Raw genomic sequence first — 12,839 nt, 5'->3', positions numbered from 1 at the left:
GGGCTCCGGTTCATCCGGGCGGGCAGGTGGCGCTGGTGGTGGGTGGTCAAGAGCAGGCGTTCTGGGTTCGCGAGCCCGGGCGCGGCGAGATCCGTCCGGTGACCGTGCCCGCCCCCGGCGACGGTGAGGTGCTCGTGCGCACGCTGGTCTCCGGGGTGAGCCGCGGCACGGAGACGTTGGTCTTCCGTGGCGGCGTCCCTGCGGACCAGCACGACCGGATGCGTGCCCCGCACCAGGACGGCGAGTTCCCCGGGCCGGTGAAGTACGGCTACCTCAGCGTCGGCCGGGTCGAGGACGGCCTTGCCGCGCTCCGGGGACGCACCGTTTTCTGCCTGCACCCGCACCAGACGGCGTACGTCGTGCCCGCGACCGACGCGGTCGTGGTGCCCGACGACGTGCCCCCCGCCCGGGCGGTGCTCGCCGGCACGGTCGAGACGGCGGTGAACGCGCTTTGGGACGCCGCCCCGATGGTCGGTGACCGGGTCGCCGTCGTCGGTGCCGGAATGGTCGGCTGCTGCGTCGCCCGCCTGCTTTCTGCTTTTCCCGGCGTGGAGACGACGCTGGTCGACGTCGACCCGGACCGCGCGCCCACGGCCGCGGCGCTGGGCGTCGGGTTCGCCTTGCCCACAGACGCCCCCGACGGCCTCGACCTCGTCCTGCACGCGAGCGCGACGTCGGCGGGCCTGCAGCGCTCGCTCGAGCTCCTGGCGCCCGACGGTCACGTCGTCGACCTGAGCTGGTACGGCGACACCCCGGTCCGCCTCGACCTCGGCGGAGCGTTCCACACCGGCCGGCTCGCGGTTCGGGCCAGCCAGGTCGGCGAGGTGGCCCTCGCCCGCCGGCACCGGCGCACCCGGTCCGAGCGGCTGGCGCTGGCCCTCCAGCTGCTGCGCGACGACGCGTTCGACGCGCTGCTCACCGGCGCCTCGCCGTTCGCCGAGCTGCCGGAGCTCATGGCGGAGCTGAGCTCCGGCGCACGCGCCGCGCTGTGCCACGCGATCACCTACCCGGAGGTGCCGTGTTCAGCGTGACGGTGCGCGACCACGTGATGGTCGCGCACAGCTTCACCGGGGAGGTCTTCGGTCCGGCACAGCGACTGCACGGGGCGACGTACGTCGTGGACGCGACGTTCCGAGGCCCGGAGCTGGACGAGGACGGGATCCTCGTGGACATCGGGCGCGCCGCGGTGGAGCTCCACCAGGTGCTCGGGGACCTGAACTACCGCAACCTCGACGACGAGCAGCAGTTCGCCGGCACCAACACCTCGACGGAGCTGCTCGCCCGCTGGGTCGCGGACCGCCTCGCCGAACGGTTCCCGGCCAGCAGTGGGCCTACCGGTCCGACGGGGCTGGTCGTCACCTTGCACGAGTCCCACATCGCCTGGGCGAGCTATGAGCGGTCGCTGTGACAGCCCCGACCGTGTGGTTCCTCGTCCCGATCGGCATCGACGACCCCACCCGGCCCAGCGGTGGCAACATCTACGACTACCGGGTCCGCGACGGCCTGTCCGAGCTCGGGTGGGAGGTCCGCGAGCTGACCAGGCCCGAGCTGCTGGCGGCCGTCCCCGACGGCGAGCTCGTGCTGGTCGACGGGCTGGTGGGCTCCGCCGCGAGCGACGTACTCCTTCCCGAGACGGAGCGTCTGCCCCTGGTGGTCCTGGTGCACATGCCGTTCGACACCGCCGGAGAACGTCGGCTGCTCGAGGCGGCGTCGGCCGTGGTGACCACCAGCCGCTGGACCCGGGAGTGGCTGCTCGAGCACTACCGCCTGCCCGATCACCTCGTCGCCGTCGCCCCACCGGGGGTCGACATGGCCGACCCGGTGGCCGGCACCGAGGGTGGCGGCGATCTGCTGTGCGTCGCCGCGCTCACGGCCGGCAAGGGCCACGACGTGCTGGTGGCCGCGCTGGCGCAGGTGCGAGACCTCGACTGGCGCCTGACGCTGGTCGGCCCGCTGGACCGCGACCCCGGGTTCGTCGAGGCGGTGCGTGATCAGGTCGCCGACCTCGGTATCGGCGAGCGGGTGAGGTTCGCGGGGCCCTGCAGCCGTGAGGAGGTCGGGAAGGCCTATGCCGAGGCGGACGTCCTCGTGCTGGCGTCGCGGGGTGAGAGCTACGGCATGGTCGTGACCGAGGCTCTCGCGCACGGCCTGCCCGTCGTCGCGGGAGCGGTGGGCGGGGTGCCCGAGGCGCTCGGCCAGGTCGCGGACGGGAGCACGCCAGGCCTCCTGGTGCGGCCGGACGACGTCGATGCGCTCGCCTCGGCGCTGCGGAGCTGGCTCACCGACCCGCTGCTCCGCCGGCGGCTTCGGCGGGCAGCCGGGCAGCGGCGCCTCACCCTGACCGGCTGGGCGAAGACCACGGCCGAGCTCGCGACGGTTCTCCTCCGCGTGCGGGAGGTGGCCCGGTGACGGTGACCTGGTGGCGCTGGCTGCGGCTGCTGGCCGGTGTCGCGATCCTGGGGGCGCTGGCCGTCCGACTGGGCTCGGAGCCCGTGCTGGCCGGGCTGCGGGCCACGAGCGTGCCGGCGCTGGTCGTCGCCCTGGTCGTCACCGCGGGCACGACGTGGTGCTGCGCCCGGCGCTGGCGCCTCGTCGCGGCCTGCCTCGGCGACCGGTTGCCCGAGGGCGCGGCGTACCGGTCCTACTACCGCTCCCAGCTCGTCAACGCGACGCTCCCGCTCGGCGTCGTCGGCGACGTCGACCGAGGCATCCGCCACGGCCTTCGCGCCGTCGTGTGGGAGCGGGGACTCGGCCAGCTCGCGCAGGCCGCCCTGACGATCGCGCTCCTCGTCCTGCTTCCGTCGGCCGCCGGCTGGACCGCAGGGGTGGTCGCTGCGGCGGCGATCGCTGGGGTCCTCGTCGTCCTCCTCCTGGCCAGGCGGCAGGTCCGGCATCTGCGCTCCCCCGGGTTGCTGGCCCGCGTGGCGCTGTTGTCCGTGGTGGCGAGCGCCGGGCACCTGCTGGTCTTCGTGGTGGCCACCAGGGCCGCCGGGGTCGCGGTGCCCCTTCTGGAGCTGCTCCCGCTGGGCGCGCTCGTGCTGGTCGCCTCGTCGGTGCCCATCGGCGTGGCAGGCTGGGGGCCCCGGGAGGGGGTCGCGGCATGGGCGTTCGCCGCCGTCGGTCTCGGTGCCGACACCGGGCTCACCGTCGCGGTGACCTACGGGGTGATGTCGCTCGTCGCGACGCTACCCGGGCTGCTCGTGGTGCTCAGGCCCGCTCGGACGGCGGTGGCCCATGGCTGAGCGTCCCTACACCGTGCTGTCGTGCTGCATGTCGCTCGACGGCTACCTCGACGACGCGTCCGAGCAACGGTTGCTGCTGTCCAACGATGAGGACTTCGACCGGGTCGATGCCCTGCGGGCGGCGTGCGACGCGATCCTCGTCGGCGCGGCGACCGTACGCCACGACGACCCGCGGCTGCTCGTGCGTGACGCCCGCCGCATCCGCGCCCGCCGCGCGTCGGGCCTGCCGGACCAGCCGGTGAAGGTCACTGTCACCGAGCGGGCCAAGCTCGACGCCGAGGCGCGGTTCTTCACCGCGGGGACCGGCACCAAGCTGGTCTACTGCGGCAGCGACACGGTTTCGATGGCGCGCGAGCAGCTCGACGCAGTCGCCACCGTGGTCGACGGAGGCAGACCGGTCCGGCTGGACGCGGTCAGCGACGACCTCTACCAACGCGGGGTGCGGCGGCTGATGGTCGAGGGCGGTGGCTCGGTGCACACCCAGCTCCTCCGCCTAGGACTCGCAGACGAGCTCCAGCTCGTCGTCGCGCCCTTCTTCGTCGGCAACCCCGAGGCGACCCGGTTCGTCGGCCCCGGGACCTTCCCCTGCTCCGCCGGCCGTCGGGCCGAGCTCGTCGAGACCCGTCCCATCGGTGACGTCGCTCTGCTCCGATACGCCCTGTCCGCGCGCTTCGACGCCGCCGAGCTGTCCCGGTGGGCATCGTGACGGCCGCGCCCGCCGGCATCCGCACCCGCGTCCGCCTACCGCTGCGGCTCGCCGACGGCTTCGAGTGCGCCGCGGAGGTGATGAGCTTCGAGGGTCTCGTCGACGCGGGCGAGCACATCGCGCTGTCGCTGGGCGACCCGGGACCGGTGCCCCTGGTGCGGGTGCACAGCGAGTGCCTCACCGGTGACGTGCTCGGCAGCCGCCGCTGCGACTGCGGCCCGCAGCTGCGCGAGTCGGTGGAGCGGGTCGAGGCCGCCGGCGGCTACCTGCTCTACCTCCGCCAGGAGGGTCGCGGCATCGGGCTCTACGCCAAGCTCGACGCATACGCCCTCCAGGACGAGGGGCTCGACACCTACGACGCCAACCTCGCGCTGGGGTACGCCGAGGACGAGCGTGACTACACCGTCGCCGCGCAGATGCTGGGGGCGCTCGGCGCACGTCGGGTCCGGCTGCTCAGCAACAACCCCGACAAGGCGACGCAGCTCACCGCCCACGGGATCGACGTGACCGAACGGGTACCCACCGCGGTCCACCTCTGCGCGACCAACCGCAGCTACCTGGCCGCGAAGGCCCACCGCGGCCTGCACGGCCTCGACCTGGGAACCACCCGGCCGGCCTGACCGCGGAAGGCTCGCGTGAGCAGCGACACAGGATCTGTGGGCCTCTTCCGGCGTTAGCCTGAGTGACGGTCCGGGGACTCCACCAGGGAGCTGCGAGACCGCGCACGAACGGAGCCCCTGATGAGCACAGGGATGACCCAGCCCTCACCCGAGGAGACCGCGCCCTACGGCAGCGGCCCGACCGCGGCCCCCGCGCCGGTCAAGAAGGTGCGCACCCACCACCTGCGCGAGATGAAGGAGCGCGGGGAGCGGTTCACGATGCTGACGGCGTACGAGCAGTACGCCGCGCAGACCTTCGACGAGGCCGGCATCGACGTGCTGCTCGTCGGGGACAGCGCGTCCAACAACGTCTATGGCAACGAGACCTCGCTGCCGGTCACGGTCGACGAGCTGATCCCGCTCACCCGCGCGGTCAGTCGCGCCACCAAGCGCGCCCTGGTCGTCGGCGACCTGCCCTTCGGCTCCTACCAGGCCTCGCCCGAGCAGGCCTACCTCACCGCGGTCCGGTTCATGAAGGAGGGCGGCGCCCACTGCGTCAAGCTCGAGGGCGGCGTCGAGATGGTGCCTCAGATCGAGAAGCTCACCCGCGGGGGCATCCCGGTCATGGCGCACATCGGGTTCACCCCGCAGAGCGAGCACGCGCTCGGCGGCTACCGCGTGCAGGGCCGCGGCGAGACCGCGGCCCGGGTGCTCGCCGACGCGGAGGCCATCCAGGACGCCGGCGCGTTCGCGGTCGTCATGGAGATGGTGCCCGGCGACGTCGCCGGCGAGATCACCCGCAAGCTCCGAATCCCCACGATCGGCATCGGCGCCGGCAACGAGACCGATGGCCAGGTGCTCGTGTGGCAGGACGCCTTCGGCCTGCGGACCGGCCGGATGGCCAAGTTCGTCAAGCAGTACGCCGACGTGCACGGCGTCCTCCTCGACGCCGCCAGGGCCTACGCCGAGGACGTCAAGGCCGGCACCTTCCCCGGCCCCGAGCACACCTTCTAGTACGCCCACCCCCATGGGCTCGCGTAGCCGAAGTCGTAGGCCATCGGCGGGGCGTCGCCCTTGTGCACCGCGCAGTAGGCGTCGCGCGCGGTGGTGGAGGTGAACGGCGGGTTGTAGGCCTGGGTGAGCAGCAGGCTCTCGGCGACGGCGTTGGCCTCGGCCTCGATGGACGCGGCGACCAGGGCCCGATCCGACTCCGTCGGTGCCGACACCAGCGCCTCGGCGTTGCGCCACGCGGCCTCGCGCCAGCTCGAGACCATCTGGAACGTGCCCCAGTAGCCGAGCCCCAGCGGGTCGTTGGAGTCGTCCATCGTGGGGTCGAACCTGGCCGCGAACTCGGCCATCAGCGGTGCCGTGGCGTCGTAGAGCCACTGCTCCACCGCGTCGTAGTCACCCTTGATCGACGAGCCGTCCGGGGTGATGAGGCCGGTGGCGGCCAGCACGAACGCAAGGTCACGGTTGATGTGGGCGTTCATCCCGAGCAACAGGTCGCCTGAGCCCGTCACCGTCTTGTTCTTCGCCGCATCGAGCGCGACCAGCCAGGAGTGGGGCACCGCCGAGCGGTTGCCGCTCTTCCAGCCGTTGTAGGCGTCGAAGTAGTACTTCGCGAAGACGGCGTCGAGGTGGTTGAACGCCGGCAGGTCTTCGTAGTAGCCGGGGATCTCGCGGGTGTGCCCGTAGAGCTGGGTCATCCGGAGGTAGGCGCGGGCGAACACCGCGTCGTGACCGCAGCTGCTCGCGGTGGAGTCCGCGATCCGGCTCAGCTCCTTGAGGGTCGCCTTCAGGCAGTTGCTGCGGCCGGCGACGCAGTCGTTCTCGCTGGTGGGCACGTACTCGTCGGTCCAGCCGGCGAGGTAGGACGACCAGGGCACGTACGGCAGCGCGCCGTCGGCGTGCGCGGTGCTCGCCGTCAGACCAGGTGCGAGCGAGATGGACAACGCTGACGCGACCGCCGCGGCCACCATCCGGACGCGCGGACGCAAGGACTTCGCGAGCATGAGACTCCCTCCCCAGGGTGTGCTTTGCCCGAGGAGGCGATCTTCTCGATCCGTCCACACGAGCGCCACAGATTCGCCAAGATTGGGCCGGCAGGTCTAGACGCGCTCTTCCGACAACCCGCCCATATCTCGCCCGAACCGAACCCCGTCCGGCTACCTTGTCTCAGGGCTCACATCCTTCTCGGGTGGTTGTGGGTGAGGGAGTTTCGACAGATGGGCGACACGCCCAGTTCGAGGGATGCGATGACCGAGGCGCCGAGGCTTGCGCGACCGCAGCTGCTGCGCGGCGACAGCACGCCCACGCACGTGGACCCTCGTGTCTCCATGGTGCTCGCCGTCCTCAGGGGCCGGACGGTCGAGGACGTGGCCCGCGAGTGGGACATCGAGTCCTCGCTGGTGCACCGCTGGGTCGGTGACTTCGTGGTCGCCGGGTCCGGCGCGATCACCAACCAGCCCGACCCGGACGCCGCCCGCCAGCGCGACCGCTTCATGGCCGCGCTCGCCCACGAGCTGCGCACCCCGATGGCGGTCGCCAAGGGGTGGGCGCTGACCCTGGCCGAGGGTGGCCTCTCCGAGGACCGGGCCGCCGACTCGCTGCAACGGCTGCTGGGCGCGCTCGCCCGGCTGTCCGAGCACATCTACGACGTCGAGCTCGCCGCGTCCACCTCCCTCGGCCTGATCCAGGTCACCCTCGAGCCCGTCGACGTCTCCGCCCTGACCCGGCACCTCGAGGGAAGCCCGGAGGTGCGCATCGGTGCCGACGTGACCGTCCAAGCCGACCCTCGGCTTCTCGGCCGGGTGCTCCGCGACCTTTGGTCCACGATGCGCCGCGATCCCCAGCCCGACACGGTGGCCATCGATGTCGTCGAGGCCGGGTCGTGGCACGAGATCCGCATCGTCCGCGAGGGCTCCCCGATCAGCCCGATCGTCCTGCGCGCGCTGTTCGACCCCTTCGATGCCAATGACGACACGACCGGCGTGACAGACGGCCTCTACCTGGCGCGTGCCCTCGTCGTGGCTCACGGCGGTTTCCTCGGGGCAGAGGGCGATGAGGACGGCACCGTGCTCTACGCGCGGCTGCCACGGCAACCCGATAGCGAGCTACCAGGGCTCGGGATCGCTGACGAAACTCACTAGGGAAATCGCTAACGAAAGAGGAGACAGATGAAGTTCAAGCTCTCTTGCGGAGACGCCGTTCCGGGCTGCTCGGCGCGCTTCGAGGACGACAGCCGCGAGCGGATCCTGGAGCAGGTCACGCGGCACGCCCGCGAGGACCACGGCGTCACCGACGTCACCCCCGAGATGCTCGAGGCGATCGGGGCCAACATCGTTCCAGCATGAGGTCGGCGAGGGCTACGGTGAGGTTCATGCGCCTTCTCCCCCCGGTCGCCGCCGCCGCCCTCGCCCTCTCCCTCTGCGCCGCTCCCACCCAGGCGCACCCCGTCGCTGACACTCGCGCGGGTTCAGCCGCGGCCACACCGGCCGAGGCGACGTACGCCAAGGCGCCGTCCCTCAAGGTCCGCAAACTCGTCAGAGGCCTCGACCTGCCCTGGGACGTGAAGTCGATCGGCAGCGGCAAGCTGCTGTTCACCCAGCGCAACCGCGCCACCCTGTCGACCTGGAAGAACGGCAAGACCCGCAAGGTCAAGGGCTTCCCGAGCCACCGGATCTGGGTCTCCGGCGAGACCGGCCTGCTCGGCCTCGCGGTCGACCCCGACCACGCCGACAACGGCCGCGTCTACACCTGCCAGGGCTGGCGCCGCGGCGGCGGCCACGACATCCGGGTGATCGCCTGGTCTCTCGACGCCAAGGCGCGCCACATCCGCAAGGAGAAGGTCCTGGTCAAGGGCCTCCCGACCACCAGCGGCCGGCACGGCGGGTGCCGCCTCCTCATCGCCGAGGACGGCTCGCTGCTCGTCGGCACCGGTGACGCCGCTGTCGGCACCAACCCGCGCAACCTCGACTCCCTGGGCGGCAAGACGCTTCGCCTCAACCGCTTCAGCGGCGCCCCCTGGCCGAGCAACCCCTACGCCGGGGCGAGCTCCCCCCGACGCTTCGTGCACACCTTCGGCCACCGCAACGTCCAGGGTCTGGCCGAGCGCGCGGACGGCTCGCTCTGGTCGGTCGAGCACGGCCCGGACCGCGACGACGAGGTCAACCTGCTCGTCAACGGCGGCGACTACGGGTGGAACCCGGTCCCCGGCTACAACGAGTCGGTCCCGATGACCGACCACGGTCTCCCGGGCACCCAGATCGACGCCAGGTGGAGCTCCGGCTCCCCCACGGTGGCCACCTCTGGCGCCGCCTTCGTCTACGGCGACGGGTGGCGCGGGTTCGACGGCGCGCTCGCCGTCGCCTGCCTCAAGGCCAGCCGCGTCATCTTCATGACCTTCGACAGCTCGGGCACCCTGAAGCGGACCCGGGTGCCGGCCGCGCTGCGCAAGTTCGGCCGGCTGCGCGGTGTGACGTTGGCCCCCGACGGCGCGCTGCTCGTCACGACGTCCAACGGCGGCGGCTCCGACTCGATCCTCCGGGTCACGCCCGCCTAGTCAGCACACGACGAGCAGGTTGAACGGAGCGCCTTCAAAGGCGTGGTTGTCGTTGCGGTACAAGCCCACCCGCACCATGGAGACCCCCGAGCTGGTCGGTGCCGCGGAGGCATGATGGACGAACGTGTCATCGGTGAGCCCACCCACCTGGACCGCGTACGTGCACATCGACACGTCGCGGTCGAAGGTCACCACATTGGCGCCGTTGCTGCCGGTCGACGCGATCGCGCCCTCGGACCTCTCGACGACCAGAGTCCCGTTGGACCGGACCACAGCACGCAGCACGTCGCCAGAGTCGGCTGCGACACCGGAGGAGACCGCCGTCGACGCCGCTGGCACTTGTCCAAGCGACGCCTCGTCAATGTCGGCACCGCCCAGCGAACCGTTCGCCACCTGACGGCCGGTGATCGCACCGTCCTTGAGATCGACCGTCTTGACGGTGCGGTTCTTGATCTGCTTGGACCTCACCGAGTCCTTCGCCAGTGCCTTCCCGAGACCGATGTCCTGGTCGGCGACGGCAAGTCCGCCGACTCCGGTGACCGCGACGACCAGGGCGGTGGCCGAGGCGATGTTGGCGAAGGTGAGATGACGTCGTACGGGCATGGGATCCTCCTCGAGTGGGGAGGCCAGGGTCCCGCGATCCGGCGTCGAGCGCTACGCCGTCCAGTCGAGGAACGCGCCGCCGGCGGCGATCGCGCCGATCCACACGACAAGAGCCACGACCGGCATCACCAGGGTGCGCTTGGGGTACGTCATGAACCATCGGCAGGTCACCACCATCTGGACCAGCCACACCACGATGAGGACCCCGACGGCCCAGTAGGGCGCGACCAGACCGCTGGCGGCGTAGGGGAAGAACATGGCGGCCATGCCGGCCACGCCGACGAACCCCCAGGGCGAGATCCGTCGGTCCTGGATCGCCACCCGGTCAGTCCTCCACCACGTCGTCGTTCCATCGGGGGTCGTTGTCCCACGCCTCGTTGCGTTCCTTGACCTTCTCCAGCGCCCGCGCGGCCTCGGCCTCGGACGCGTAGGGACCGAGCCGGTCCTTGTAGGCGCACCCGTCCGGACCCTCCACGGCGTGGTGGTTGAGGCAGAACCAGTACTTCGTCATGTGCCCGAAACTATCGCGGGCCCCACGCTTTGTAGGGTCGTGAGACATGAACGCCATGTTCGAGGGCTACGGCTCGCGCGGACCGGCGTACGACGAGATGTTCGACGGCAGCACGCTGCGCCCGCCCTACCGCCGGCTGCGCTCCTCGCTCGACGCGATGACCACCCCGGACCTGGTGGGTCGGGTCGAGGCGCTGCAGGCGAGCTATCTCGACCAGGGCGTCACCTTCGACATCGGCGGCGAGGAGCGGGCGTTCCCCCTCGACATCCTGCCGCGGGTCATCGAGATGGACACCTGGTCCACGATCGACCGCGGGGTCCAGCAGCGGGTCAAGGCCCTGGAGCGCTTCCTCGCCGACGTCTACGACGCCGGGCAGGTGTTCAACGACGGTGTGATCCCCCGCCAGGTGATCGCGACGTCCTCCCACTTCCACCGGGCCGCCGCCAGCGTCCGGCCGCCGAACGGCGTCCGCGTGCACGTCTCCGGCATCGACCTGATCCGTGACAACGCCGGTGAGTTCCGGGTGCTCGAGGACAACGTGCGGGTGCCCTCCGGGGTCTCCTACGTGATGACCAACCGCCGCGCGATCTCCGCGGCGCTGCCCGAGACCATCTCCGAGCACCGGATCCGCCCGGTCGCGGCCTATCCCCAGCGGCTCCTGACGGCGCTGCGGGCCGCGGCCCCGGCCGGCGTCACCGACCCGACGGTCGTGGTCCTCACGCCCGGTGTCTACAACGGCGCCTACTTCGAGCACGCGCTCCTGGCCCGCACCATGGGCGTCGAGCTGGTCGAGGGTCGCGACCTGGAGTGTCGCCGCGGCCGGGTGATGATGCGGACCACCAAGGGGCTCGAACCGGTGCACGTGATCTACCGGCGGGTCGACGACGAGTTCCTCGACCCGGTGCACTTCCGTGCCGACTCCGTGCTCGGCTGCCCGGGCCTGGTCGACGCGGCCCGGGCCGGCAACGTCACCCTCGCCAACGCGATCGGCAACGGCGTCGCCGACGACAAGCTCGTCTACACCTACATGCCTGACCTCATCCGCTACTACCTCGACGAGGAGCCGGTCATCCGCAACGTCGACACCTGGCGGCTCGGCGAGCCCGAGGCCCGCGAGGAGGTGCTCGACCGGCTCGAGGAGCTGGTCCTCAAGCCGGTCGACGGGTCGGGCGGCAAGGGCATCGTCATCGGCCCGGTGGCGACCCGGGCCGAGCTCGACGAGCTGCGCAGCAAGGTGCTCGAGGACCCGCGGTCCTGGATCGCCCAGCCCGTCGTGCAGCTGTCGACGGTGCCGACGTTCGTCGACGGCCGGCTGGGCGCCCGGCACGTCGACCTCCGGCCGTTCGCGGTCAACGACGGCGACCGGGTGTGGGTCCTGCCCGGCGGCCTGACCCGGGTCGCCCTGGCCGAGGGCGAGCTGATCGTCAACTCGTCACGGGGCGGCGGGTCCAAGGACACCTGGGTCCTGGCCGGCCCGACCCAGACCGACCTGGAGGACAACGCCGACGAGGAGCGCCCGCCACCACCCCCACCCGCCGGGCCGAAGCACGTGGCCGAGGCAGCCCCTCCGCCTCCGGCGCCTGCCAAGCACGCGCCGGAGATGCCCAGCGGTCCGGTCCTGCGCGAGATGCAGTCCCAGGCCGAGCAGCAGCAGCAAGGGCGCGCATGCTGAGCCGGATCGCGGAGTCGATGTTCTGGATCGGCCGCTACGTCGAGCGCGCCGAGGACACCGCCCGCATCCTCGACGTCCAGACCCAGCTGATCCTCGAGGACTCCGGCATCGACGAGGCCACGACCTGCCGGTCCCTGCTGTCGGTCATGGGCGTCGAGGACGACGACCCAGGGTCAACGCCGGCCCACGTCGACCTCGCCCAGACGCTCGACCTCCTCTGTTACGACCCGAGTTCGCCGGTGTCGATCGCGTCGGCGTTCGGTGCCGCCCGGGAGAGCGCCCGCCGGGCCCGCGAGACGCTGTCGGTGCCGATGTGGGAGGCCATCAACACGACCTACCGCGCCATCCCGTCCGGCCAGTTCCACGCCCAGCGGCCCCCCGCGATCTTCCAGTGGGTGCGTGAGCGCGCGGCCCTCGTCAACGGCACCGCCGACGCCACCATGACCCGCGACGAGGGCTGGCACTTCCTGATGCTGGGTCGGTGCGTCGAGCGCGCCGACATGACCTCGCGGATGGTCGCCACGGCGGCGATGTCGGGCGGCATCGGGGCGCCGTGGACCACGACGCTGCGGGCCTGCGGCGCCTACGAGGCGTTCCTGCGCACCTACCGCGGCCTGGAGACCGAGCGCGGCGCCGCCGAGTTCCTGCTCCTCGACCGGCTGTTCCCGCGCTCGGTGGTGTTCGCCCTCAACCGCGCCGAGCAGTGCGTCGACAACCTCGAGGCCTCGGGCCAGCGGGCCGGCTTCCAGAACGAAGCGCAGCGGCTGCTCGGCCGGATGCGCGCCGAGCTGGAGTACCGCTCGCTCGCCGACCTGATGGACGACCTTCCGGCCCAGATGGAGCGGCTGCAGCGCACCTGCGCGCAGGCGACCGAGGCGGTCACCCGGCGCTACTTCGCCGGCTCCGAGGCGCTGGTCTGGCAGGGGATCCAGGGGTGATCGGCCG

General features: G+C 71.7%; 16 protein-coding genes. 12 read left to right on the top strand and 4 right to left on the bottom strand.

The window, feature by feature from the left end; translation table 11 throughout:
• The first annotated feature begins 35 nt into the window (after nucleotides 1-35).
• From ACYVC6_RS16285 to panB, 7 genes are all read left to right on the top strand, one after another.
• Entirely contained in the window at nucleotides 36-1,031 is a 996-nt protein-coding gene (locus ACYVC6_RS16285) for a zinc-dependent alcohol dehydrogenase (protein WP_460715471.1), read from the top strand.
• A complete protein-coding gene (locus ACYVC6_RS16280) occupies nucleotides 1,028-1,408 on the top strand; it encodes a 6-pyruvoyl trahydropterin synthase family protein (protein ID WP_460715470.1) in 381 nt (126 codons plus the stop codon). The genes ACYVC6_RS16285 and ACYVC6_RS16280 overlap by 4 nt, the downstream gene beginning before the upstream one ends.
• Nucleotides 1,405-2,409: a glycosyltransferase family 4 protein gene (locus ACYVC6_RS16275; RefSeq protein ID WP_460715469.1), complete on the top strand. Its 1,005-nt coding sequence runs from the start codon at nucleotides 1,405-1,407 to the stop codon at nucleotides 2,407-2,409. Before ACYVC6_RS16280 ends, ACYVC6_RS16275 begins: the two co-directional genes overlap by 4 nt.
• Nucleotides 2,406-3,242 (top strand): lysylphosphatidylglycerol synthase transmembrane domain-containing protein, encoded by an 837-nt coding sequence (locus ACYVC6_RS16270; RefSeq protein ID WP_460715468.1) that lies wholly within the window; start codon nucleotides 2,406-2,408, stop codon nucleotides 3,240-3,242. Before ACYVC6_RS16275 ends, ACYVC6_RS16270 begins: the two co-directional genes overlap by 4 nt.
• A complete protein-coding gene (locus ACYVC6_RS16265) occupies nucleotides 3,235-3,948 on the top strand; it encodes a RibD family protein (RefSeq protein WP_460715467.1) in 714 nt (237 codons plus the stop codon). The genes ACYVC6_RS16270 and ACYVC6_RS16265 overlap by 8 nt, the downstream gene beginning before the upstream one ends.
• The gene (locus ACYVC6_RS16260) at nucleotides 3,936-4,568 is read left to right on the top strand and encodes a GTP cyclohydrolase II (protein WP_460715466.1); all 633 of its coding nucleotides are present in this window, start codon (nucleotides 3,936-3,938) and stop codon (nucleotides 4,566-4,568) included. Before ACYVC6_RS16265 ends, ACYVC6_RS16260 begins: the two co-directional genes overlap by 13 nt.
• Before the next feature lie 132 nt (nucleotides 4,569-4,700).
• On the top strand, nucleotides 4,701-5,561 hold the full coding sequence (panB, locus tag ACYVC6_RS16255) for a 3-methyl-2-oxobutanoate hydroxymethyltransferase (RefSeq protein WP_460715465.1): 861 nt from the start codon (nucleotides 4,701-4,703) through the stop codon (nucleotides 5,559-5,561).
• Here the strand turns inward: panB and ACYVC6_RS16250 are convergent.
• Nucleotides 5,558-6,559, bottom strand: a complete 1,002-nt coding sequence (locus tag ACYVC6_RS16250) for a DUF5995 family protein (protein WP_460715464.1) — start codon at nucleotides 6,557-6,559, stop codon at nucleotides 5,558-5,560. The two genes, panB and ACYVC6_RS16250, sit on opposite strands and share 4 nt — an antisense overlap.
• A 243-nt stretch (nucleotides 6,560-6,802) precedes the next feature.
• Here ACYVC6_RS16250 and ACYVC6_RS16245 point away from each other — a divergent pair, with 243 nt between their 5' ends.
• Genes ACYVC6_RS16245 through ACYVC6_RS16235 form a run of 3 tightly spaced genes read left to right on the top strand, consistent with a single transcriptional unit; the run spans nucleotide 6,803 to nucleotide 9,108 of the window.
• Nucleotides 6,803-7,696, top strand: a complete 894-nt coding sequence (locus ACYVC6_RS16245; RefSeq protein WP_460715463.1) for a sensor histidine kinase — start codon at nucleotides 6,803-6,805, stop codon at nucleotides 7,694-7,696.
• 27 nt (nucleotides 7,697-7,723) lie between these two features.
• Nucleotides 7,724-7,900, top strand: coding sequence for a DUF1059 domain-containing protein (locus ACYVC6_RS16240; RefSeq protein ID WP_460715462.1), 177 nt, complete (start codon nucleotides 7,724-7,726; stop codon nucleotides 7,898-7,900).
• A 26-nt stretch (nucleotides 7,901-7,926) separates the two neighbouring features.
• Nucleotides 7,927-9,108 carry a PQQ-dependent sugar dehydrogenase gene (locus tag ACYVC6_RS16235; protein WP_460715460.1) on the top strand — a complete coding sequence of 394 codons (1,182 nt, stop codon included), beginning with the start codon at nucleotides 7,927-7,929 and terminating at the stop codon, nucleotides 9,106-9,108.
• Here ACYVC6_RS16235 and ACYVC6_RS16230 read toward each other — a convergent pair whose 3' ends face one another.
• From ACYVC6_RS16230 to ACYVC6_RS16220, 3 genes are read right to left on the bottom strand one after another with little or no spacing between them, the layout of a single operon-like run.
• A complete protein-coding gene (locus ACYVC6_RS16230) occupies nucleotides 9,109-9,711 on the bottom strand; it encodes a hypothetical protein (RefSeq protein ID WP_460715459.1) in 603 nt (200 codons plus the stop codon).
• Between the two features lie 51 nt (nucleotides 9,712-9,762).
• Complete coding sequence (locus tag ACYVC6_RS16225) at nucleotides 9,763-10,032, bottom strand: hypothetical protein (RefSeq protein ID WP_460715458.1); 270 nt, start codon at nucleotides 10,030-10,032, stop codon at nucleotides 9,763-9,765.
• A gap of 4 nt (nucleotides 10,033-10,036) precedes the next feature.
• Entirely contained in the window at nucleotides 10,037-10,222 is a 186-nt protein-coding gene (locus ACYVC6_RS16220; protein ID WP_460715457.1) for an SPOR domain-containing protein, read from the bottom strand.
• Nucleotides 10,223-10,268: 46 nt separating this feature from the next.
• On the opposite strand from ACYVC6_RS16220, the gene ACYVC6_RS16215 reads away from it, so the two are divergent.
• Together ACYVC6_RS16215 and ACYVC6_RS16210 are read left to right on the top strand one after the other, a co-directional pair.
• The gene (locus ACYVC6_RS16215; RefSeq protein WP_460715456.1) at nucleotides 10,269-11,894 is read left to right on the top strand and encodes a circularly permuted type 2 ATP-grasp protein; all 1,626 of its coding nucleotides are present in this window, start codon (nucleotides 10,269-10,271) and stop codon (nucleotides 11,892-11,894) included.
• On the top strand, nucleotides 11,888-12,832 hold the full coding sequence (locus ACYVC6_RS16210) for an alpha-E domain-containing protein (RefSeq protein WP_460715455.1): 945 nt from the start codon (nucleotides 11,888-11,890) through the stop codon (nucleotides 12,830-12,832). The genes ACYVC6_RS16215 and ACYVC6_RS16210 overlap by 7 nt, the downstream gene beginning before the upstream one ends.
• The last annotated feature ends 7 nt before the right edge of the window (nucleotides 12,833-12,839 follow it).

Source organism: Nocardioides dilutus (assembly GCF_054779555.1).
The sequence above is the reverse complement of the archived record's forward strand: the minus strand, read 5'-3'. Positions and strand labels throughout refer to the sequence as shown.

Excerpts from the sequence above, each read along its gene's own strand:
- ACYVC6_RS16265 (WP_460715467.1), top strand. The coding sequence starts at position 3,235 with ATGGCTGAGCGTCCCTACACCGTGCTGTCGTGCTGCATGTCGCTCGAC.
- panB (WP_460715465.1), top strand. The coding sequence starts at position 4,701 with ATGACCCAGCCCTCACCCGAGGAGACCGCGCCCTACGGCAGCGGCCCG.
- ACYVC6_RS16250 (WP_460715464.1), bottom strand. The coding sequence starts at position 6,559 with ATGCTCGCGAAGTCCTTGCGTCCGCGCGTCCGGATGGTGGCCGCGGCG.
- ACYVC6_RS16245 (WP_460715463.1), top strand. The coding sequence starts at position 6,803 with ATGACCGAGGCGCCGAGGCTTGCGCGACCGCAGCTGCTGCGCGGCGAC.
- ACYVC6_RS16240 (WP_460715462.1), top strand. The coding sequence starts at position 7,724 with ATGAAGTTCAAGCTCTCTTGCGGAGACGCCGTTCCGGGCTGCTCGGCG.
- ACYVC6_RS16235 (WP_460715460.1), top strand. The coding sequence starts at position 7,927 with ATGCGCCTTCTCCCCCCGGTCGCCGCCGCCGCCCTCGCCCTCTCCCTC.
- ACYVC6_RS16230 (WP_460715459.1), bottom strand. The coding sequence starts at position 9,711 with ATGCCCGTACGACGTCATCTCACCTTCGCCAACATCGCCTCGGCCACC.
- ACYVC6_RS16220 (WP_460715457.1), bottom strand. The coding sequence starts at position 10,222 with ATGACGAAGTACTGGTTCTGCCTCAACCACCACGCCGTGGAGGGTCCG.
- ACYVC6_RS16215 (WP_460715456.1), top strand. The coding sequence starts at position 10,269 with ATGAACGCCATGTTCGAGGGCTACGGCTCGCGCGGACCGGCGTACGAC.
- ACYVC6_RS16210 (WP_460715455.1), top strand. The coding sequence starts at position 11,888 with ATGCTGAGCCGGATCGCGGAGTCGATGTTCTGGATCGGCCGCTACGTC.